Here is a 20964-nt window from a genome sequence, read left to right as displayed (position 1 = left end):
TTCCGTGGAGTAATATGATTGAAGTGTATCGCGCTGAGAGGAAATGGCAAAAGCAATGAGCGGACAAAAACCTGTGAAACCCTCGCCTGATGGTCTGGCGGCATCAGTCAAAGCGGCCAAAACCAAGGGTTTACCGCCCGTTCACCTCTGGAATCCTCCGTTTTGCGGCGATCTGGACATCAAGATCGCAAAAGATGGCACTTGGAGTTATTTAGGCTCACCCATCAACCGTTTCGAGCTTGTGAAGCTTTTTTCCTCAATTCTTAAGAAGGAGGAGGGCAAATACTACCTCGTCACGCCTGTCGAGAAGGTGGGAATCACTGTCGAAGACGCGCCGTTTGTTGCTGTGGATTTCGACCGGGACGGGGATGGCAAGAACCAGTCTCTGACCTTCACAACCCATGTCGGCGATAGGGCCGTGGCCGGAGTTGACCATCCAATCCGGATTGTTATTGACCCGGAAACGGAAGAACCCTCACCCTACATATTGATCCGCGCCAACCTCGAAGCCCGCATAGATCGCAAAAGCTTCTACCGCCTCGTCGAGATCGGAACGCATCATGACGGCTGGTTTGGTGTTTGGTCAGGCGGGCAGTTCTTTGGCCTGATCCCCTCAGCCGACCTGAGCTGACCGGGGCGTGCGATCCTGTGCCAGCACGACAGCCAATGCAACAACGCCCGCACCCAGCGCCCGGGTCCAGTTCCACTCGTCCCCTATCATCAGCATGATCAACATGACGTAGAACGGGGCAACATTGATGTGAAAAGAGGCCAATGCAACGCCCAGCTTGCCGACGGAGGTGATGAAAAATACCTGACTGAGGCCCATGGAAATGAGCGCATAGATCATCAACATGCCTGCCTGTTGCACATCAAATGCAGTTGCAGGCTTCACTTCCATGCCAAATTGCGCCGATCCGAATATCAGCAGCGACGCCATAGCCAGTCCTCCGACAAAGGTGATCGTCGTACGCCCGGTCTGGCTGAGCTCGGGGAAGTCCCGGGCGGTTGCCATGCTCGCCCAGCAAAACAGCACCGTTGACACAACCGCACAGGCCGCGCCCAGGCCCAACTGTGCCGGAGCCAGAGCGCTGGTGGCGATCAGCCCGCCGACAATCGACACAAGTACGCCCAGCGCAAAGTTCCACTTCAACCGGCGTGTGCCAGCAGCCAATTCAAGCAATGTGGCCACCAAGGGCGCGCAAGAGACGATGATTGCCACCGTCACCGGGTCGGTCAGCTTTTGCGCTATGATCAGCAGGAACATTCCCAACCCAATCCCAAAGCCACCGACGATCATTGCATGACCCCAGCGGGCCGAAACAACCCGGTGCGGTCCGTCCATGATCACCCAGACCGGCACCATCACCAATACGGCCAGCGCCAGTCGCGCGGCCAACAAGGCAACGGGCGGCCATGTTTGCAACAGCACTTCGGCCGCCGGAAACCCGGCCGCCCAGGTCAGCATCGAGGCCACGGCCAACCCGTTGCCCGACAAGGCAGAATACTGCCCCGCGGACGCAGAAAGGCTGTTCCCGCGTACGGGGTCTGGGCTCATCGCCATCGTTTCGAACCTTCTATTGGCACGACGCCGGAAAAATGATTCGCCGTGATACCAAAAGCGTTTCCGATTTCATTGGTTCGATCTGGTCGAATTTCGACAAACTGTCGTTTTCTGTCACTTTCACAGAAATCTGTGCGCGGGTAAGGTCGGCCCACCAGCTTTCCAAGGGCCGCCATGCCAAAATTCGCCGCGAATATCTCTTTGCTCTTTACCGAACTTCCGTATCTGGACCGGTTTCGGGCAGCCGCAGACGCCGGGTTCCAAGCGGTCGAGATTCTCTTTCCCTACGAACTTGCGGCAAAAGAAACCCAACGTGCCTTGCTGGCCAACGGGCTCGATTTGGTTCTGATCAACTCCCCTCCGCCGAATTATACCGGCGGCGCACCGGGTTATGCCGCCACCCCGGGCGATGCTGCTCGGTTTCAGTCAGATATCCGCCGCGTTCTGCGTTATGCCGAAGTGCTGAAGCCGGGCTTCATTCACATCATGTCGGGATACGCTGTCGGGACGGATGCGATGGACTGCTTCGTGCACAACTTACAGTGGGCCGCCGATATCGCGCCGCACCAGGCTTTCACGATCGAACCCCTCAATCCGATTTCCCAACCCGGTTATTTTCTGAACGACTATGATCTGGCGGCCGAGGTACTGGGCAGTGTGGATCGCCCGAATGTCGGTCTGCAATATGACAGTTTTCACGCGCACATGATCCACGGCGACGCGTTGGCCGTCTGGGAGCGTTTTCACCCAAATGTTGTCCATGCCCAGATCGGGGCCGCCCCTGAACGTTCTGAACCGGGGCGCGGGCCCACGGATTTCGCGCAGCTTTTCGAGGCAATGGACGATACCGGTTATGTCGGTTGGGTCAGTGCCGAGTACACGCCTTCAACCACTCGAACGGCTGCGACCCTGGCATGGATGCGACGTTAACACCGGTCATCCGTCTGGAAATCGCTGCACGAATGGCGCACATATCGGGCGACCCGTTTTCGAGGATGTCCGATATGATCCCTGCCCGCTTTGCCCATGCCATCTTTGGACTGATCATGTCAGGCCTGATGTCGTGCATTGTCACCGGAATCGCCACAGTCAAAGCAGTGGGGTTCCACCCTGAAACGCTTAGTGACTGGATGGCGTCCTGGGCCTTTTGCTGGCCCATCGCTTTCACGGTGATCCTGGTCCTTGGACCTTCGGTCAAACGTATGGTCGAAGGGTGGGTCAGGCCACGGGGCTGACCCAGCGCCGCTAGTGTGCCTCGGCCCAGTTCGCACCCTGGCCGGCATCCACATTCAGCTTCACATCCAGCCTCACCGCCGGGTCGGACGCACCTTCCATCACGTCGCGCGCCACGTCGATCAGCGGATCCACCGCGTCTTCGGCCACTTCGAACAACAATTCGTCATGGACCTGCAACAGCATTTTGGCGGACAGCCCATTGATCGCACCCGGCATTCGAACCATCGCGCGCCGGATCACATCCGCCGCTGTGCCCTGAATCGGCGCATTGATAGCCGCCCGACGCGAGAAGCCGGCATGTGGCCCCTTGGCGTTGATCTCGGGCGTGTGGATTTTGCGCCCGAACAGGGTTTGGACATAGCCGTGCTCTTTGGCAAATGTCACCGTGTCATCCATATACTGGCGAATGCCCGGGAAGCGTTCGAAATAGCGGTCGATGAATCCCTGTGCCTCGGCCCGCGGGATGCGCAGGTTGCGTGCCAGGCCGAAGCCCGAGATGCCATAGATCACGCCAAAGTTGATCGCCTTGGCCTGACGACGGATATCCGGCGTCATCTCATCCAGCGGCACGTCGAACATCTCGGACGCCGTCATCGCGTGAATGTCCAGCCCATCCGCAAACGCCTGTTTCAGGGCCGGAATGTCGGCGATATGCGCCAGGATGCGCAGCTCGATCTGGCTGTAGTCGAGACTGACCAGCACATTGCCCGGCTCGGCCACGAAGGCCTCGCGGATGCGGCGGCCCTCCTCGGTGCGCACCGGGATGTTCTGCAGGTTGGGATCGGTCGAAGCCAGACGCCCCGTATTCGCCCCGGTGATAGCATAAGACGTATGTACCCGGCCCGTGTCGGGGTTGATATGGGTCTGTAGCGCGTCCGTATAGGTCGATTTCAGCTTGGACAGCTGACGCCAGTCCAGGACCCGGCGCGGCAATTCATGCTCGGTCGCCAGATCTTCCAGCACATCGGCGCCGGTCGAATACTTGCCGGTCTTTCCCTTCTTGCCGCCCTCAAGACCCATCTTGTCGAAAAGGATCTCGCCCAATTGCGCGGGCGAGCCGACGTTGAAGGTTTCTCCGGCCAGCTCGTGGATTTCAGCCTCTAAACCGGCCATTTTCTGTGCAAAAGCGTTGGACATACGGCTCAGCACATCGCGGTCGACCTTTATGCCGTGCATCTCCATTTCCGTCAGAACCGGCACCAGCGGGCGTTCAAGCGTCTCGTAGACAGTTGTCACCTGCACGCGGTGAAGCTGCGGCTTGAACAGTTTCCACAAGCGCAGGGTGATGTCGGCATCCTCGGCGGCATAGGCTGTGGCCTCGTCTATCGGCACCTTGTCGAAGGTGATTGCAGACTTGCCCGACCCCAGCAGCGGTTTGATCGGGATCGGTGTGTGTGTCAGGTATCTCTCGGACAATGTGTCCATCCCGTGCCCATGCTCGCCACCGTGCATGGCGTAGGACATCAGCATCGTATCATCGATGGGGGTCACATTGATGCCGTGACGCCTGAATATCTTGGCGTCGTATTTCATGTTCTGCCCGATTTTGAGGATCGAGGGGTCCTCTAGCATCGGTTTCAGTAGTGTCAGCGCCTCATCCAGCGGCATCTGCCCTTCAGCCAGCGCATCTGAGCCGAACAGATCATCCGCTGCGCCATCGCGATGGGTCAGCGGGATGTAACAGGCTTCTCCGGCCTCGACACACAGCGAAATACCGACCAGATCGGCGATCATCTCATTCAGACCGGTGGTTTCGGTATCCACCGCAACCCAGCCGCGCTCATGGGCCTGATCAATCCACTTTTGCAGAGCCACTGCATCACGGACACATTCATACTTCTCAGCGTCAAACGGAATCGCCTCAGCCTCAACTTCCTTGGCCGCAGGCACCGGTGCGTCGGCGATGACCGGTGCTTCGGCCCCCAGCTTGTCTGCAATCCGTTTGGTCAGTGTGCGAAACTCCATATCCGCCAGAAAACCCAGCAGGGTCTCTGCATCGGGCTCCCGCACTTCAAGGTCATCCAGCGTGAAATCCAGCGGCGTGTTCTCGTCCAACTGCACCAGTTTCTTAGATAGTTTGATCTGATCGCGCTTTTCGATCAGGGTTTGCCGGCGCTTGGGCTGTTTGATTTCTTCAGCACGGTCCAGCAGTGTTTCCAGATCACCGTATTCGTTGATCAGAAGGGCAGCCGTCTTGACCCCGATACCCGGAGCGCCCGGCACGTTGTCAACGGAATCGCCGGCCAGCGCCTGAACATCCACAACGCGCTCGGGGCCAACTCCAAACTTCTCGATCACCCCGTCCCGATCAATACGCTTGTTCTTCATCGCATCGAGCATCTCGACACCGTCACCGACCAACTGCATCAAATCCTTGTCGGAACTTACGATGGTCACGCGCCCCCCTGCCTCGCGCGCTTGCACGGCGAGAGTGGCGATGATGTCGTCTGCCTCATAACCTTCGAGTTCCCTGCAGGCGATGTTGAACGCTTTTGTCGCCTCACGGGTCAGCGGTATTTGCGGGCGCAGGTCCTCGGGCATCGCTTCGCGATTAGCCTTGTAAAGGTCGTACAGATCATTCCGGAATGTGTGCGAGCCCTTGTCGAATATCACCGCCACATGCGTCGGTGCATCCGGCCCGGCGTTCCCTTCGACATATTTTTGAAGCATGTTGCAGAACCCGGACACCGCCCCAATCGGCAAACCATCCGACTTGCGGGTCAGCGGTGGCAGCGCGTGATAGGCCCTGAAAATAAAAGCCGATCCGTCGATCAGATGCAGGTGACACCCTTTTCCGAATTTGCTCATGCGCGCGCTCCCTATCGGTCAGGGACGGTTCTGCCACAGGGTCGCGCGGCTGACCAGCCAAGAACGCAGCCTAACCGCCAAACAGCCCCGAGAAGACGTCAGAGAAACTGTTCAGCAAAGCCATGATTACCAACACGCCAAGGAAAGCAAAAAATGCAAAGGCAAAGAACTGGAAAAGGATTGCCCCCGTGCCGATAACCATTCCGGCGATGGCGGGGCGCCGCTTTTCGTGACGCAGGATGCCAACGGCCGAGATGACGATCGCAAGCCCGCCAAGCATGGCGACACCGATCCGCAGGAAATCATCCAGATCGCGGGCGCGGGCAACAGGCTCGGGTTGTTCCATCCCCGCGGCGGCCCTTAGGGTCGATTTGCCGATCTCGGCGGCCAGTTCGCCCAGCGACACACCCGCAGTCTGCTGAGGTACAAAGGGCCCCGCCCAGAATACAAACAACGCAGCAAACAACGCCAAAGACGCGATGCAGAACCCAACCCAGCCGAAAACCGGGTTAACATTGTCAGTGGCCGAAATTCCGGTCATCACGTATCCCTGCTTTGGTTGCGCCAAAGCACTAACATGATAACCGAGGCAAGATTTGGGCAAAACCCGGTTAGTCGGGCAATCAGCCCTATTCGGTACCCTTCAGCACATATTTACAGTCGCAATACGGGCATTCGACCCAGCCTGTATCCTCGGGGATTTGCAGCCAGACGCGCGGATGGCCCAATGCGCCTTCGCCGCCGTCACAGGCGACACGGTCGGTTTCGACGATCTTGGTTTCCGGCGCTTCGATGGTCACGGCTAGCGATCCTTCTTCGGTTGTCGGCCTCGCGGGCATGCATTAGGTGCGTTTATGAGCGATGAGCAATCCGGGGGCAAGAGCCACATGAGCGATGCGGCAATCAGGATCGAAGGTCTGCGCAAGACATATCGTGGCGGCAAGGGTCAGCCTGAGAAACACGCGCTGAAAGGCATTGATTTGACTGTTCCCAGGGGTTCGGTTTTTGGACTTCTGGGCCCGAATGGCGCCGGGAAATCGACCCTGATCAATATTCTCGCCGGGTTGGTGGTGAAGTCTTCGGGCCGTGTATCGATCTGGGGTTTCGATCAGGATCAGAATCCGCGACAGTCCCGCGCCGCGATTGGTGTCATGCCGCAAGAACTGAACCTTGACCCGTTCTTCACCCCGCGTGGTGCCTTGGAAGTACAGGCAGGCCTGTACGGCGTTCCGAAATCCGAACGCCGCAGCGATGAAATCCTTGAACTGGTCGGCCTCAGCGACAAGGCCGAGGCCTATGCCCGCACGCTGTCGGGCGGGATGCGGCGGCGGCTGCTACTGGCCAAGGCGCTGGTCCATCACCCCAAAATCCTGGTGTTGGACGAACCCACGGCAGGCGTGGATATCGAACTGCGTCAGATGCTGTGGGCCAATGTGCGGAAGCTGAACGAACAGGGTATGACGATTATCCTGACCACCCACTATCTGGAAGAAGCGCAAGAGATGTGTGACGAAATCGCCATCATCAACCACGGCGAAAAGATCGCTCAGGACAGTACCGCAAATCTGCTGGGGCGCATGGACAGCCGGACAATGGTGATTGTGCCGGACAGCCCAGTTACCGATTTGCCCACAGCAGAAGGCGTTGCGGCGACATTGCGCGATGATGGCAGCCTTGTACTGCAATATCGCAGCGCCCAGACCAGCGCCGAGCAGGTTCTGGAAGCCGTGCGCACCGCAGGTATTCGCATCCGCGACGTCCGCACTGAAGAAGCGGATCTGGAGGATGTGTTCCTGGCGCTGACATCCAGCCGCACAGGTGATGCCCCGATGGATGATCAGGATCAGCCACGCCGCGGGATGCACCGGGTCAAGCTTTAGGCGCGGTCTATTCGCGCCTGATAGCAGTTGTTTCGAGCAGACCGGACGTGAATGTAATCGACATCTGCGCGGGCAAAGATGTCCGCCACTTTTGCGCCGATCTGGTCGCTGAGCGTGATCGCCCCGGTGCCATAGACGATCCTGTCATCCGCACCGTAACCCTTGATCAGGTATTCGGACGAGGAGGTCAGAATCTCGGGAAGCGTGTCTCCCTCATACCGGTCGCACGGCGTGGCACACAGAAAGATCGGTCCGGTTTCCGCATAGGGATGTGTCTCTAAAAAAGGCCGATGTGCCAGTATCAGCATATTTTCGCCTTCGGGAATGTTCTGCAAGCAATGGCGACACGGGTTGCCGGCGCCCGTCGAAATGGCGCGTTCCGGCGTTGAACCATACGCATCCGGGCCACCTGCCTGAAGGTCGCGGACTTCGTCGGTTGGCAGAGCGGTGATTTTGAACATCTCGGGTCTCCTTTTCGCTGACCATGCCCATGCGATCAGGCCCAAGCGACCCGTTTCCTGCGCAAAGGACTCGAAAAAGAACAAAACGTGAATATAATATGGAATCGTCATGTATGCCGAGCTGTCGATCACGTCGAATTTCACCTTCCTCACCGGGGCGTCCCACCCCGAGGAGTATATGGAGCGTGCCGTCACCCTGGGCCTGCCCGCCATCGCCATCGCTGATGACAACTCGGTCGCAGGCATCGTCCGCGCCCATACGCAGGCGCGCGAGATCACCCGCAAGGTGCGCGAACGGCTGGAGTGGGAGGCGCAGAACACCTCCATAGGCCCACCCTGCCCCGATCACATCCCCAAACCGCCCTCATACCCGATCCACGCGGTGCCCCGCCTGATACCGGCGGCACGGCTGATCTTTACCGACGCACCCACGGTTACCGCCCTGCCCCTGAACCGGCAGGGCTGGGCCAATCTGTGCCGCATCCTGTCCAAGGGCCGTCTGCGCGCCGAAAAAGGCGACTGCATCCTGCACCTGTCCGACCTGCTGGAGTTTTCCGACGGTCTCCACCTGCTGCTGTGGCCACAAACGGCCCGGTCTCCGGGCGGCGCGGGCACATGGCGGACACAAGCGCAACAGCTGACGCGCCGCTTTGCCGGGCGGATACATCTGTTGATGCACCCCCGGTATGACGGCGCAGATGGCATATATTTCTCTTTATTAGAGACTGAATCAAAGCAACTCAGCCTCCCCACACTCGCCAGCGCCGCACCGATGATGCATCACGGCACGCGCCGCAAGCTGGGTGATGTGCTCACCGCCATCCGCCTGCGCCGCAAGGTCGATGAGCTGGGCCGCGAGGCGCTTGCCAATGGCGAGCAACGCCTGCGGTCCGAGGCCGAGATGCTGCGCATTTTCAAAGGCTATGAGGGGGCTGTCGCCCGCGCGCATGAACTCAGCGAACAGCTCACATTCTCGCTGGATGAGCTGCGTTATGAGTACCCCAGCGAGGGCAGCGAACAGGAAACCCCGACCCAACGCCTGCATCGTTTGGCGCATGAGGGGCTGAAATGGCGCTATCCGGCGGGCGCGTCGGAGAAAGCAAAAAAGATGCTGGCGCATGAGCTCGCCCTGATCGGAAAGCTGAAATACGAACCCTATTTCCTGACCGTCCGCGACATCGTCCATTTCGCCCGCTCGCGCGGCATCCTGTGTCAGGGGCGCGGCTCAGCGGCCAACTCTGTCGTCTGTTTCTGTCTTGGCATCACCGAGGTCAGCCCCGAGATGGGCACCATGGTGTTCGAACGCTTCGTCTCCGAGGCGCGGGACGAGCCACCCGACATCGACGTCGATTTCGAACATGAGCGCCGCGAAGAAGTGATCCAGCACATCTATGAACGCTATGGCCGCCACCGTGCGGGACTGTGCGCCACGGTGATCCATTATCGCGGCAAGCGCGCCATCCGCGAGGTGGGCCGCGCCATGGGGCTGACCGAAGACACGATTTCCGCCCTGTCTTCGCAGCTCTGGGGGTTCTTTTCCGCCGCAGGCCTTGAAGCCCAGCGCATGCGTGAAATCGGCCTCGATCCCGAAGATCGGCGGCTGAAACAGACTCTAATGCTGGTCTATGAAATCGACGGGTTTCCCCGTCACCTGTCCCAGCATGTGGGCGGGTTTATCATCACCGAGGGCCGTCTGGACGAACTTGTCCCCATCGAGAACGCCACGATGGAGGAACGCACGGTCATCTGCTGGGACAAAGACGACATCGACTCGCTGGGCATCCTCAAGGTCGATGTCCTGAGCCTCGGAATGCTCACATGCATCCGCAAGGCGTTTGATCTGATTGGCCAGCACCACCAGACCAGCTATACGCTGGCCACGCTGCCGCCCGAGGACCCGGCAGTTTATGACATGCTCTGCAAGGCAGACTCAGTGGGTGTGTTTCAGGTGGAATCACGTGCACAGATGAACTTTCTGCCCCGGATGCGGCCGCGCAATTTCTATGATCTGGTGATTGAGGTCGCCATCATCCGACCCGGCCCCATCCAGGGCGACATGGTCCACCCCTATATTCGGCGGCGAAATGGTGAGGAGGAGGTCAGCTTCCCCTCGGACGAACTGGGCGAGGTGTTGGGCAAAACGCTGGGCGTGCCGCTGTTTCAGGAACAGGCCATGCAGATCGCCATCGTTGGCGCAGGCTTCACCCCGGAACAGGCGGACCGGCTGCGCCGTTCGCTGGCAACCTTCAAGAAACACGGCAATGTCAGCGAATTCCGCGCGCTGTTCCTGCGTGGGATGAAACGCAACGGGTATGACGCCGAATTTGCCGAGCGTTGTTTCTCGCAGATCGAGGGGTTCGGGTCCTACGGCTTCCCCGAAAGCCACGCGGCCAGCTTTGCGCTGCTGGTCTATGCCAGCGCCTGGATCAAGTGCCACCATCCGGGGATTTTCGCCTGCGCGCTGCTGAATTCGCAGCCGATGGGGTTCTATGCCCCCGCCCAGATCGTGCGCGACGCGCGCGAGCATGGCGTGCAGGTGCGCCCGGTCTGCATCAATGCCAGCTTCTGGGACAACGTGATGGAGCCCGACGGCCACGGCGGGCTGGCCCTCCGGCTGGGCTTTCGCCAGATCAAGGGCCTCAGCGAAGAGGACGCCAGCTGGCTGACCGCCGCGCGCGGCAATGGCTACACCCAGGTCGAGGATGTCTGGCGCCGCGCCGGGCTGGGCCCGTCCGTGATCGAACGGCTGGCCGAGGCCGATGCCTTTTCCACCTGCGGCCTGACCCGGCGCGAGGCCTTGTGGCAGGCCAAGGCGATTGCCACTACCAAGCCTCTGCCGCTGTTCTCACAGGATCTGGAGGGCGAGGCGCTGGACGAGCCCGAAGCCTATCTGCCGCAAATGACGCTGGGCGAGCAGGTGGTCGAGGATTACGTCGCCACCCGCCTGAGCCTGCGCGCGCATCCGGTGGCCCTGCTGCGGCATCTGCTGACACCGGATGGGCGCGACAATACCACCTCTGTCACATAACGCCGGAACCGCCTATCTGCCAAAAACAGAGTCGAAAACAGGCCACCATGACCAGACCAACCCTTCCACCGCGCTTTCCCGCGACGCCCGAGCAGATCAACGCACAGGTTCGCGCCTTTTACGCCCGTGTGCGGCAGGACGCGGTACTTGGACCCGTATTCGCCAACCACGTCACCGACTGGTCCGCGCATGAGGAAAAGATCGCATCCTTCTGGCGCAACGCCATCCTGTTTGAACGCAGCTATGACGGCAATCCACAGCGGGTCCATATCGAACGACCAGATGTGAAGCCCGAATTTTTCGCCCATTGGCTGGACCTGTTCGAACAGGTCGCCACCCAGACCCTGCCTACTGAAACCGCCACACCATGGGTCGCTCTGGCGCGCCGCATCGGTGTTGGGATGAAGGCCGGGGTGCAATCAGCCCACCAGCCCAAGGACGCGCCGCCCATCCTTCGATGATCTCAATCATGGCGGCTTTGATATGTTAGCGATAAAATTGGGGCTGTTCGCGCTCTCAAAATGTGGGTAAGCAGAAAGGAAGACAGCCGGGAACTCCGCCCGCGCTGCTAAGGCATATCGCCACCACACCAACATTGACCGAGGCCAGACCGATGAGCGCTCAGAACACCACCCTGCGGGGGCTTGGCTATGCATTTCTTGGCTTTGCGGTCTTTGCAAGTCACGATGCGCTGATCAAAGTGCTGGGTGGTATCTATTCAGTGCTGCAGATCATCTTTTTCGCCACACTGTTTTCCTTTGTCCCAATGGCCGTCACGATCCTGACCGACCGAACGACCGGAAACTTTCGACCCCGCCACCCATGGCTGGTTCTATTACGGTCAGGCCTGATGGTCACGGCAATGTCCTGCGCGTTTTATTCCTTTTCCGTCCTGCCACTGGCCGAAGTCTATTCGTTGCTGTTTTCTTTCCCGCTGATCGTCACCGTTTTGTCGATCCCGATACTGGGTGAGGTGGTCCGCGCCCAGCGTTGGGCCGCGGTTGGCGTCGGCCTGATCGGCGTCCTGATCGTTCTGCGCCCCGGTACGACCGACATCACCCTTGGCCACCTCGCCGCCCTGACAGCTGCTTTTTGCAGCGCCTTTGCTTCGGTGCTTGTGCGCAAGATCGGAAATGAGGAACGCTCGGCCGTTCTGATCCTGTACCCGATGCTGCTGGCTATTGCTGTGATGAGCGTTGCCCAACCCGCTGTATATCAGCCGCCATCCCTGCTGCATCTGGCGATGATGGCGCTGGTTGGGGTGTTCTCGGTGATCGCCCAGCACCTGATCATTCTGGCCTATCGCGCTGCACCTGCCGGTGTTGTCGCCCCCAGCCAGTACAGCCAGATCATTTGGGCGACGCTGTTTGGCATGATCTTCTTTGGTGAACGCCCTGACATCTGGGTTGCTGTCGGCGCCAGTGTTATCATTGCGTCAGGCATCTATGTTGTGTGGCGAGAAAGCCGGGCCAACACCACCTCAGTCAACACCCCTGTTCTGCGCGTGCGATCACCGCGGTCGGATACCGGGGCCACAAGGCCCGGAAAGTAGTTCCAAAAAACGGCGCACCACTCAGCGCGCCGTTGTCGAAAAACCTCTGAATAGAGTCTCAATAAACTACGACCGAGCGAATACTTTCACCCTTATGCATCAAATCGAAGCCGTGGTTGATGTCGTCCAGACCCATGGTGTGGGTGATCATCGGGTCGATCTCGATCTTGCCGTCCATGTACCAGTCGACGATCTTGGGCACATCCGTGCGCCCGCGCGCGCCGCCAAAGGCGGTGCCGCGCCAAGACCGCCCGGTCACCAGTTGGAACGGACGGGTCGAGATCTCGGCCCCAGCAGGTGCCACGCCGATGATGATCGATTCGCCCCATCCCTTGTGTGCCGATTCTAGTGCCGCGCGCATCACGCCAACATTGCCGGTGGCATCAAAGGTATAATCCGCACCGCCCTTGGTCAGGTTGACCAGATAAGGCACCAGATCACCTTCAACTTCGGACGGGTTGACGAAATCGGTCATGCCGAACCTGGTGGCCATCTCAACCTTTGACGGGTTGAGGTCGACACCGACGATCTGGTCGGCCCCGGCCAGACGCAGGCCCTGAATGACGTTCAGGCCGATACCGCCCAGACCAAACACGATGGCGCGGCTGCCGATTTCCACCTTGGCGGTGTTGATCACCGCGCCGATCCCTGTGGTCACGCCGCAACCGATATAGCAGATCTTGTCGAAGGGTGCGTCCTCGCGCACCTTGGCCAGTGCGATTTCAGGCAGGACCGTGTGGTTCGAGAAGGTCGAGCAGCCCATGTAGTGTAGGATCGGATCGCCATCCAAGGTCGAAAAACGCGACGTCCCGTCGGGCATCAGCCCCTTGCCCTGAGTCTCACGGATCGCCTGGCACAGGTTGGTCTTGGGATGCAGGCAGTATTCACACTCGCGGCATTCCGGGGTGTAGAGCGGGATCACGTGATCCCCCGGCTTCAGGCTGGTGACGCCCGGGCCGACCTCGACCACTACGCCGGCGCCCTCGTGGCCCAGAATGGCCGGGAACAGGCCTTCGGGGTCGGCACCCGACAGGGTGAATTCGTCCGTATGGCAGATGCCAGTGGCCTTGATTTCAACCAGAACCTCGCCCGCCTTTGGGCCTTCTAGGTTCACGTCCATCACTTCCAAAGGTTTGCCCGCCTGTACGGCGACGGCAGCACGGGTACGCATGGTACTTTTCTCCCTGTCACTTTTGCCCCGACCCTGCGTCAAATACAGGGTGTTTTCAACTGTGCTTTCTTGGCAGGTTGGCTAATTATTTGATATTGCAGAAACGACATTGCCAGAATGAGGAACGCCAATGCACCGTTTTATCCCCATCTTGATCCTTCTGGCGGCCTGCGCAGACACAAGCATTCCGCAGGAAGTTGCCGCCACCTCAGAAGACGCACCTGTTGATCTGGCATTTTGCAAGGGCGAGCCGTTTGCCGAATCCGTCGGCCAGCCCGTTTCAGCGATTCAGGCCGATCTTCCCGAACGGTCTCGTGTCTTGGGTCCGGATGGCATCGCCACACAGGATTACCGTATCGACAGGCTGAACGTCTATGTGGACGGCGCCGGTGTTATTCAGCGTCTGACCTGTGGGTAAGCGTGGACTCGGCAGGTGATTCTCGAATAAGAACAAAATGAGAACATTTTGATGTCTGCCCGATGCCCAAACGCCGAATACTCTCGCTGTGGTTCCCCCGTCTGGGGGCCGAACGGCTGATCCGCGCTGCGCGGGGCCTGCATGGCGGACCTTTGGCCGTTGTGACCGAACAGTCGAACATGCAGGTCATCACCTCGCTAAACACCGAGGCACAGGCCGCTGGTCTGCGCGTGGGCCAGCCGGTACGCGATGCCCATGCCATGTGCGCCAGCCTGATCACCCGCCCCCGCAACGCCCCGACCGAGGCCGCGTTTCTGACCGCGCTGCGCCGCTGGGCGGGCAAGTTCAGCCCGTGGGTGGCCGAAGAGGCTCCGGACGGGTTGATCGTTGACCTGTCGGGTTGCGCCCATCTGTTCGGCGGTGAAGAGGCCTTGCTGGTCGTGCTTGAAACCGACTGCGCCGACATGGGCCTGAGCGTGCAGATGGGCATCGCCGACACGCTGGGCGCGGCCTGGGCGCTGGCCCGCTATGCCGGGCAAGAGGCCACATCCGATCGCAACGGTGATGCCATTGCCCAAGAGGCTCGCGCCACCCGCGCCCGGGCAAGCAAGCGGCGGCACTGGACCAAGGGCGGGGCCGCGCCACAGGCGATGGCGCTGGGCGGTGGCGCGCGGATTGCCGCGCCGGGACAGGCCTATGGCGCGCTCAGCCCTCTGCCCATTGCGGCGCTGCGGCTTGAAGATCAGGTTGTGGCGCAACTGAATCGTCTGGGCCTGCGCCGGATCGGAGACTTGCTGGGACAGCCGCGTGCCAGTTTGGCACGGCGGTTCGGCCGCGGGCTGGTGCTGCGCCTGGATCAAGCGGTGGGCAGCGCACCCGAGCCGGTCTCGCCCGCCCGTCCGCCACATCACTTTGCGGTGCGGATGACTCTGCCCAACCCGATTGGCTTGGTCGAAGACGTGATGGCTGCCGTCGATCGGATTCTGCCAACGCTCTGCACCAAGCTGGAAGAGAAGGGGCGCGGGGTCCGCACGCTGCGTCTGGAAGCCCACCGGGCCGATCAGGCCGCTGAGGTTATCGAGATCGGCCTGGCACGTCCGACCTATGACAAAAATCGCATTTGCCCTTTATTAGAGATGAAAATTGACAAGATCGACGCAGGCTATGGCATCGACATGCTGCGGCTTGAGGCGATCCAGACGGAACCCATCCATGCCCGCACCATCGCCGGTCATGCCGAAGCGCGCCGTGTGGCCCGTAACCGGCTTGAGGGCAATACAGCGGTGGATGATCTGATCGGCAAGCTGGGCGCACGGGTGGGGCTGGATGCAATCACGCGGCGGCACCCGGCGGCCTCTCATATCCCCGAGAAAACGGCGCAAACGCTGGCAGCCGCATGGTCGGAACCCGCGCGCGACTGGCCTGCCCCACCGCGCCCCCGGCCTTTGCAGATGTGGCAGCCCGAACCCGTGATGGCGCCGGAAACCCCGAATGTGCCCTGCACCTTTCGCTGGCGCGGGCGCGACTGGCAACTGGCGCAGGCCACAGGCCCGGAACGTATCGCGCCGGAATGGTGGCTGGATGACCCCAACTGGCGCAGCGGGGTGCGCGATTACTGGGTGGTGGTGACAGAACAGGGGGAACGACTATGGTTGTTCTACGGGCACGGAGGCACGATGTCCGCAGGCTGGTTCTGTCAGGGACAGTTCTGTTAGAGTCTATTTTCCGCGATAAACCAGCAGGTCCGGCAGGTAGTCAATCAGACGAATGAACCAGGAAAACGGTGCCGGAAAATCCGTACGGAAACGGCGGTGAGACATCGCCTTGACCACGCGATCCGCCGCATCCTCGGGCGTCATCAACATCGGCATCTTGAAGCTGTTCTTTTCGGTCAATCGGGTCTTGATGAAGCCGGGATTGACGATACGCACTGTCACGCCAGTACCCGCCAAATCATGCCGCATCGTCTCGGCCAGCGAAATCAGCGCGGCCTTGCTGGCTCCGTACCCGATGGCTGCAGGCAACCCGTGATACCCGGCCAGAGATCCGATCAGAGTAACCTCTCCCTGGCCCGCCCGGACAAAACCCGGAACAGTTTCACCCAGAACCCGCAGCGCACCCAGATAGTTCACATCGCTCATCCTGAGGGACGCCTCGGTGTCCCATTCGGCCGAACGCATGGGATCATACGCACCGGCATTATAGACCAGCCCATCGACATGCCCCACCTCAGCAACAGCAGAGCGAACAGAGTCTAAATCGGTCACATCGCACCGAATCGCGCGCGCATCCGGCAATTCTGAACACATCTCGGACAACCGCTCCAAATTGCGCGCCGACAGGATCAGGGACGCACCTTTTCGGCTGAGCGCCTGCGCCAAAGCGCGGCCCAAACCTTCGCTTGCGCCGATGATCCAAATGGTTTTCCCGTCAAATCTGCTCATGTGTGGGCCGTTTCACTTGTGTGTCACAATAATACGGCTTCGCATCCGCGTTGGATCAAAACGGTGGCGCAATTCGCGGAATCTCAAACCAGAAGTCACGAAGTAGTGCATCTGCTAAAAATTTCCAATCGAATTGATCCACTCGCGCCTACCCTGCGTATCTTCTTGTAAAACGTCACATAAAGAGGCTGGAATGTTCGACGAAACCCGGGGTGTACGGAAGAAAATCGCGATTGTAGGTGCAGGCATTTCGGGTCTTTCCGCCGCTTACTATCTGTCAGAAAACAACGACGTAACGGTCTATGAGGCAGAACCGCGACTTGGTGGCCATGCCCGCACGGTGATGGCTGGGAAGAACGGGGACCAACCGGTCGATACGGGTTTCATCGTCTTCAACTATGCGACCTATCCCTACCTGACCCGGTTGTTTGATGAGCTGGGCGTACCTGTGATCGAAAGTGAGATGAGCTTTGGCGCGAGCATCGACAATGGGCGCATTGAATACGGGTTGAACAACCTGCGCACTCTGACCGCTCAAAAGCGCAATCTGGCGCGCCCTGCCTACTATAGAATGATCGCCGATATCCTGCGGTTTGGCAAAGAAGCACCCGAAGCAGCCAAGGACGACGACACCACGATTGGTGAGTTGGTGGACCAACTGCGGCTGGGTCATTGGTTCCGGCACAACTATCTGATGCCGATGTGCGGTGCCATCTGGTCTACGCCGGTCGAGTTCGTGGATCAGTTCCCCGCACGTTCTTTGGTGCAGTTCTTCCGCAATCACGCTTTGCTGGCAAGTGGTCGTGCAAACCAGCATCAATGGTACACCGTCAAAGGCGGCAGCATAGAGTATGTCCGCCGGATCGACGCAGCCCTTCGTGCGCGGGGGGCAGAAATACGTCTGGCCAGCCCTGTTCAGAATGTATCCCGTGACGAGATGGGCGTCACCATCCACAGCCAGGGCGCCGTGGATCAGTTCGATGAAATCATCCTGGCCACCCATTCGGATCAATCGCTTGCCATTTTGGGTGAGGGCGCGACCCCCGCGGAAGCCGCTGCATTGGGCGCGATCCGCTACCAGCCCAATACGGCCATACTGCATTGTGACCCAGGTCAGATGCCAAAGCGGCGCGCGTGCTGGTCAAGCTGGTCCTATCGCTCGCAAGCCGGAGATGTGGGCGTGACCTACTGGATGAACCGGCTTCAGAACATTCCGGACGGTGACCCGCTGTTTGTAACGCTGAACGCCTCAACAGAAATTCCCGCGGATAAAATCTATGATCAGGTCGAATTTGCCCATCCGGTATTCGACAAGGCCGCCCTGAAGGCGCAAGGGCAAATCCGCGAGATGCAGGGACAGAATCGAACCTGGTTTGCCGGGGCTTACAACCGGCACGGATTTCACGAAGACGGGATAGCCAGCGCGATGCATGTCGTTGCTCAAATCAATGGTGCCCCGCAAACCATCGGAGCTGACAATGGCATTCCTGGTAAAGACCCGGCCATATCTGTTGCCGCCGAATAATGGGATATGGCGCGTGGCGCTTCTTGCACTTTGTTTGCTGGTCGCCAAGGGTCTGGCGGCATCACCGGTCACGGAAGGTCTAAACGATGCGCAACTGCGCGGAACCGCGACTTTCCGGTATCTGGGTTTGCCGATTTATGACGCCAAGCTTTATACGCCCAAAGGTGCGCCGTTCAGTTGGAGCGAAGATATCGCTCTGCAACTGACCTACCGCAAGAACATCAAGAAGAAAGCGCTGGTCAACTCGACGCTTGAGGAGATGGACCGCATCGGCCGTTCAGTGCCTGTTCGCGACCAACTGGACCGGTGCTTCAAAGCCGTGGCAAAAGGGGACAGCTATCTGGCGGTTTCCGACGGTCCCGACAAGGTCAGTTTCTGGCTGAACGGGCAAAAGACCTGCACCATCGCGTATCCAGGCATCAAGCGCAGTTTCATGTCCGTATTCCTGGGGGACAACACGCGGTCAGCGTCTTTCACGCGAAGGCTGCAGGGGCGGTGATGCTCTATCCCCGGGTCAGCCTCTATGCGCTGATGCTCGCTGCGGCGGGTATTCCGCTTTATATCCACTTGCCGCGCTTTGCAGCCGTGAACCTGGGTATTGGCCTTGGGGTCATTGGTACCGTGCTGCTGTTGATCCGTTTGGTGGATCTGGTGCAGGACCCGCTGATTGGTTGGGCAATTGACAGATGGCCCGGTGGCCAGCTTGTATTTGCGGCGATGGCGGCTTTGGGGCTGGCGGTCGGGTTTCCCCTGCTTTTCAATCTGCCGCAGGGTGCCAGCGTGCCGGAACTCGTCGCAATCCTGATCTTGCTGTTTTCGGCATACAGCCTGGGAACCATTCTTCTGTACGGTCGCAGCGCAACTTTGGCAAAGCGAACCGATCCGAAAGAACTGATGACACTGGCCGCCTTTCGTGAAGGCGGGCAGTTGACCGGGGTGGTCATCGCAGCCAGCGCACCAGCCCTATTGGTTGCTTTCGGCGCGCAATCCCAAGGCTACCCCGCATTCGGAGCGTTTCTGGGGCTGCTATCCGTTCTGACTCTGGTGCTGACTGTCCCGATCTGGCGACGGACCCCGATAACAGGAACAGGTTTGTCTTTTTCTGGACTGGGTCAGGCTGGCGGCTTGCGCCTTCTTGCACTGGCTTTGGTAAACAGCCTCCCGGTCGCCATCACCTCCACCCTGTTTCTGTTTTTTGTGGAAGACCGGCTGCAACTGCCGGGCAAAGCGGGCCCCTTGTTGATCCTGTTCTTCCTGAGCGCAGGCGCGAGTGTCCCGCTCTGGGCAAAGCTCAGCAACAGAATTGGCCCGAAACAGACTCTGATAATCGCGATGCCGCTCTCAATCGCTGGCTTTATCGGCGCGGCCACACTGAGCGCGGGAAACCTTACCGGGTTCGCCGTCATCTGTCTCGCCTCGGGCGCGGCCCTTGGTGCGGACATGGTCGTGTTGCCCGCGATGTTCTCGGTGGTCCTGACCCGGGCCGGGCTGAACGCGTCGGCCGCGTTTGGCATCTGGTCCTTCGCTGGCAAGCTGGGCCTCGCCCTGGCTGCTTTTTTCACTCTGCCGCTGCTGGAACGCAGCGGTTTCACCCCTGGTCAAACCAATTCAGCACAGGCACTGGATACACTCAATCTTGCCTATGCGGTGCTGCCCTGCATCCTGAAAGTCGGGGCGTTCGGGATGGTCTTGACCCTGCCCACCGAGGTCACAAGCAAATGAACGCTATCGCCATCATCCTGTTGGTCCTTCTGATCGCAATATTCATCCGCACCCGACTGCTGAGCTTTCGTGCGCAATCTCCGTCCGATTACAGTGGCACCGGGCCAAGTTTTTCGCTGAAAAAACACCTGAATGGAGAGATCGTGTCCGAGGGCCTGATCTATGGCCCCAACGGCAAAATGTCGAACAGCTTTGTCGCCCGCATGGCCGGCGACTGGCAAGGCAACTCGGGCACGCTGACCGAGTACTTCACTTATTCAAACGGAAAACAGATGACCCGCAAATGGTATCTGACGCTGGGAACCGGAGACACATTCACGGCAATGGCGGATGATATCGTGGGCGAAGGCCGGGGTGTCATCTCGGGGTCAACCGTGAAACTGACCTATCGCATCATCCTGCCCGAAGACGCTGGCGGGCATACTCTGGATGTCACCGACTGGATGTATCTTACAGAACATGGCGTCATCATGAACCGGTCCGAGATGCGCAAATTTGGCATCAAGGTCGCGGAACTTGTGGCCACGATGCGTGCAAACCCGAAATCAAAACCGACCCACGCAATTGGTTCGAACGGATATGACGCGACTTCGGACGGGAAACCGTTGCAATGATCACCGTTCGCTCCGTGATCGCCTGTGTCGCCATCGCGAGTCTCGCGCTTCTGACGGCCTGCTCCAGTAAACCGAAGGTACCAAAAACCTTTCTTTCTGACCGACAGTTGAACCTCGAGGATTTTTTTGAAGGTGAAACCGTGGCCTACGGTCAGTTTCAGGATGTTCTGGGGAACATCCCCCGCAGATTCAAGGTCGACATTAACGGCACTTGGGACGGCGAAACCCTGACCCTGATCGAAGACTTCGTCTACGATGATGGCGCGACTGAGCAACGCATCTGGGCATTGACCAAGACCGGAGAAGATACTTGGACCGGTATGGCCCCTGGCGTGCTGGGCGCCGCCAGCGGGATTGAACGCGGGGATACGTTCAACTGGAAATATAAGATCGACCTGCCGATCAAGGACGGAACCATGCGCGTCACGTTTGACGACTGGATGTGGCTGCTGGATGACGACCGCCTGCTGAACCGTGCGTATGTCTCACGCTATGGCGTACGCCTGGGTGAAGTTATCCTGTTTTTCGAAAAAAAATAAAC

At 59.4% G+C, this 20964-nt stretch carries 21 protein-coding genes; 14 read left to right on the top strand and 7 right to left on the bottom strand.

What is annotated here, in order from left to right:
- The first annotated feature begins 55 nt into the window (after positions 1 to 55).
- Positions 56 to 631: a DUF1285 domain-containing protein gene (locus tag D1823_RS15795; RefSeq protein ID WP_162896864.1), complete on the top strand. Its 576-nt coding sequence runs from the start codon at positions 56 to 58 to the stop codon at positions 629 to 631.
- Here D1823_RS15795 and D1823_RS15790 read toward each other — a convergent pair.
- Entirely contained in the window at positions 614 to 1564 is a 951-nt protein-coding gene (locus tag D1823_RS15790; RefSeq protein WP_254683751.1) for a DMT family transporter, read from the bottom strand. The genes D1823_RS15795 and D1823_RS15790 overlap by 18 nt on opposite strands.
- A gap of 174 nt (positions 1565 to 1738) precedes the next feature.
- Between D1823_RS15790 and D1823_RS15780 the strand changes: the two genes are divergently transcribed.
- Positions 1739 to 2494 (top strand): hydroxypyruvate isomerase family protein, encoded by a 756-nt coding sequence (locus tag D1823_RS15780; protein ID WP_117871617.1) that lies wholly within the window; start codon positions 1739 to 1741, stop codon positions 2492 to 2494.
- Complete coding sequence (locus tag D1823_RS15775; protein ID WP_366140778.1) at positions 2479 to 2799, top strand: DUF2798 domain-containing protein; 321 nt, start codon at positions 2479 to 2481, stop codon at positions 2797 to 2799. The genes D1823_RS15780 and D1823_RS15775 overlap by 16 nt, the downstream gene beginning before the upstream one ends.
- Before the next feature lie 10 nt (positions 2800 to 2809).
- Here the strand turns inward: D1823_RS15775 and polA are convergent, their stop codons facing one another.
- The 3 genes from polA to D1823_RS15760 form a co-directional block, all read right to left on the bottom strand.
- On the bottom strand, positions 2810 to 5608 hold the full coding sequence (gene polA / locus D1823_RS15770; protein ID WP_117871615.1) for a DNA polymerase I: 2799 nt from the start codon (positions 5606 to 5608) through the stop codon (positions 2810 to 2812).
- 70 nt (positions 5609 to 5678) lie between these two features.
- Positions 5679 to 6149 (bottom strand): hypothetical protein, encoded by a 471-nt coding sequence (locus D1823_RS15765; protein ID WP_117871613.1) that lies wholly within the window; start codon positions 6147 to 6149, stop codon positions 5679 to 5681.
- 88 nt (positions 6150 to 6237) lie between these two features.
- Positions 6238 to 6408 carry a zinc-finger domain-containing protein gene (locus D1823_RS15760; RefSeq protein ID WP_117872935.1) on the bottom strand — a complete coding sequence of 57 codons (171 nt, stop codon included), beginning with the start codon at positions 6406 to 6408 and terminating at the stop codon, positions 6238 to 6240.
- Between the two features lie 87 nt (positions 6409 to 6495).
- Here D1823_RS15760 and D1823_RS15755 point away from each other — a divergent pair, with 87 nt between their 5' ends.
- The gene (locus D1823_RS15755) at positions 6496 to 7488 is read left to right on the top strand and encodes an ABC transporter ATP-binding protein (RefSeq protein ID WP_117871611.1); all 993 of its coding nucleotides are present in this window, start codon (positions 6496 to 6498) and stop codon (positions 7486 to 7488) included.
- On the opposite strand, the gene D1823_RS15750 is transcribed toward D1823_RS15755, so the two are convergent.
- Positions 7485 to 7949, bottom strand: a complete 465-nt coding sequence (locus D1823_RS15750) for a DUF1203 domain-containing protein (protein ID WP_117872934.1) — start codon at positions 7947 to 7949, stop codon at positions 7485 to 7487. The genes D1823_RS15755 and D1823_RS15750 overlap by 4 nt on opposite strands.
- A gap of 109 nt (positions 7950 to 8058) precedes the next feature.
- Here D1823_RS15750 and D1823_RS15745 point away from each other — a divergent pair, with 109 nt between their 5' ends.
- The 3 genes from D1823_RS15745 (at position 8059) to D1823_RS15735 (ending at position 12529) form a co-directional block, all read left to right on the top strand.
- Positions 8059 to 10977 carry an error-prone DNA polymerase gene (locus D1823_RS15745; RefSeq protein WP_117871609.1) on the top strand — a complete coding sequence of 973 codons (2919 nt, stop codon included), beginning with the start codon at positions 8059 to 8061 and terminating at the stop codon, positions 10975 to 10977.
- A gap of 47 nt (positions 10978 to 11024) precedes the next feature.
- On the top strand, positions 11025 to 11438 hold the full coding sequence (locus tag D1823_RS15740) for a group III truncated hemoglobin (RefSeq protein ID WP_117871607.1): 414 nt from the start codon (positions 11025 to 11027) through the stop codon (positions 11436 to 11438).
- 152 nt (positions 11439 to 11590) lie between these two features.
- The gene (locus D1823_RS15735) at positions 11591 to 12529 is read left to right on the top strand and encodes a DMT family transporter (protein ID WP_117871605.1); all 939 of its coding nucleotides are present in this window, start codon (positions 11591 to 11593) and stop codon (positions 12527 to 12529) included.
- A 58-nt stretch (positions 12530 to 12587) separates the two neighbouring features.
- Here D1823_RS15735 and D1823_RS15730 read toward each other — a convergent pair whose 3' ends face one another.
- On the bottom strand, positions 12588 to 13700 hold the full coding sequence (locus tag D1823_RS15730; RefSeq protein WP_117871603.1) for an S-(hydroxymethyl)glutathione dehydrogenase/class III alcohol dehydrogenase: 1113 nt from the start codon (positions 13698 to 13700) through the stop codon (positions 12588 to 12590).
- A 130-nt stretch (positions 13701 to 13830) separates the two neighbouring features.
- Here D1823_RS15730 and D1823_RS15725 point away from each other — a divergent pair, with 130 nt between their 5' ends.
- Entirely contained in the window at positions 13831 to 14118 is a 288-nt protein-coding gene (locus D1823_RS15725) for an I78 family peptidase inhibitor (RefSeq protein WP_117871601.1), read from the top strand.
- 62 nt (positions 14119 to 14180) lie between these two features.
- Positions 14181 to 15833 carry a DNA polymerase Y family protein gene (locus D1823_RS15720; RefSeq protein ID WP_117871598.1) on the top strand — a complete coding sequence of 551 codons (1653 nt, stop codon included), beginning with the start codon at positions 14181 to 14183 and terminating at the stop codon, positions 15831 to 15833.
- Positions 15834 to 15836: 3 nt separating this feature from the next.
- Here the strand turns inward: D1823_RS15720 and D1823_RS15715 are convergent, their stop codons facing one another.
- Positions 15837 to 16562, bottom strand: coding sequence for an SDR family oxidoreductase (locus tag D1823_RS15715; RefSeq protein WP_117871596.1), 726 nt, complete (start codon positions 16560 to 16562; stop codon positions 15837 to 15839).
- A 193-nt stretch (positions 16563 to 16755) separates the two neighbouring features.
- On the opposite strand from D1823_RS15715, the gene D1823_RS15710 reads away from it, so the two are divergent.
- From D1823_RS15710 to D1823_RS15690, 5 genes are read left to right on the top strand one after another with little or no spacing between them, the layout of a single operon-like run.
- Complete coding sequence (locus D1823_RS15710) at positions 16756 to 18087, top strand: NAD(P)/FAD-dependent oxidoreductase (protein ID WP_117871594.1); 1332 nt, start codon at positions 16756 to 16758, stop codon at positions 18085 to 18087.
- A complete protein-coding gene (locus D1823_RS15705) occupies positions 18041 to 18586 on the top strand; it encodes a chalcone isomerase family protein (protein WP_254683750.1) in 546 nt (181 codons plus the stop codon). The genes D1823_RS15710 and D1823_RS15705 overlap by 47 nt, the downstream gene beginning before the upstream one ends.
- Complete coding sequence (locus D1823_RS15700) at positions 18586 to 19809, top strand: MFS transporter (RefSeq protein WP_117871591.1); 1224 nt, start codon at positions 18586 to 18588, stop codon at positions 19807 to 19809. Before D1823_RS15705 ends, D1823_RS15700 begins: the two co-directional genes overlap by 1 nt.
- Positions 19806 to 20423: a DUF3833 domain-containing protein gene (locus D1823_RS15695; protein ID WP_117871589.1), complete on the top strand. Its 618-nt coding sequence runs from the start codon at positions 19806 to 19808 to the stop codon at positions 20421 to 20423. Before D1823_RS15700 ends, D1823_RS15695 begins: the two co-directional genes overlap by 4 nt.
- Entirely contained in the window at positions 20420 to 20962 is a 543-nt protein-coding gene (locus D1823_RS15690; RefSeq protein ID WP_117871587.1) for a DUF3833 family protein, read from the top strand. The genes D1823_RS15695 and D1823_RS15690 overlap by 4 nt, the downstream gene beginning before the upstream one ends.
- The last annotated feature ends 2 nt before the right edge of the window (positions 20963 to 20964 follow it).

The sequence above is a fragment of the Ruegeria sp. AD91A genome (assembly GCF_003443535.1).
In the GTDB taxonomy this organism is placed as follows: domain Bacteria; phylum Pseudomonadota; class Alphaproteobacteria; order Rhodobacterales; family Rhodobacteraceae; genus Ruegeria.
Note: the sequence above shows the minus strand (reverse complement) of the source record. Positions and strands in the feature narration are given on the sequence as shown.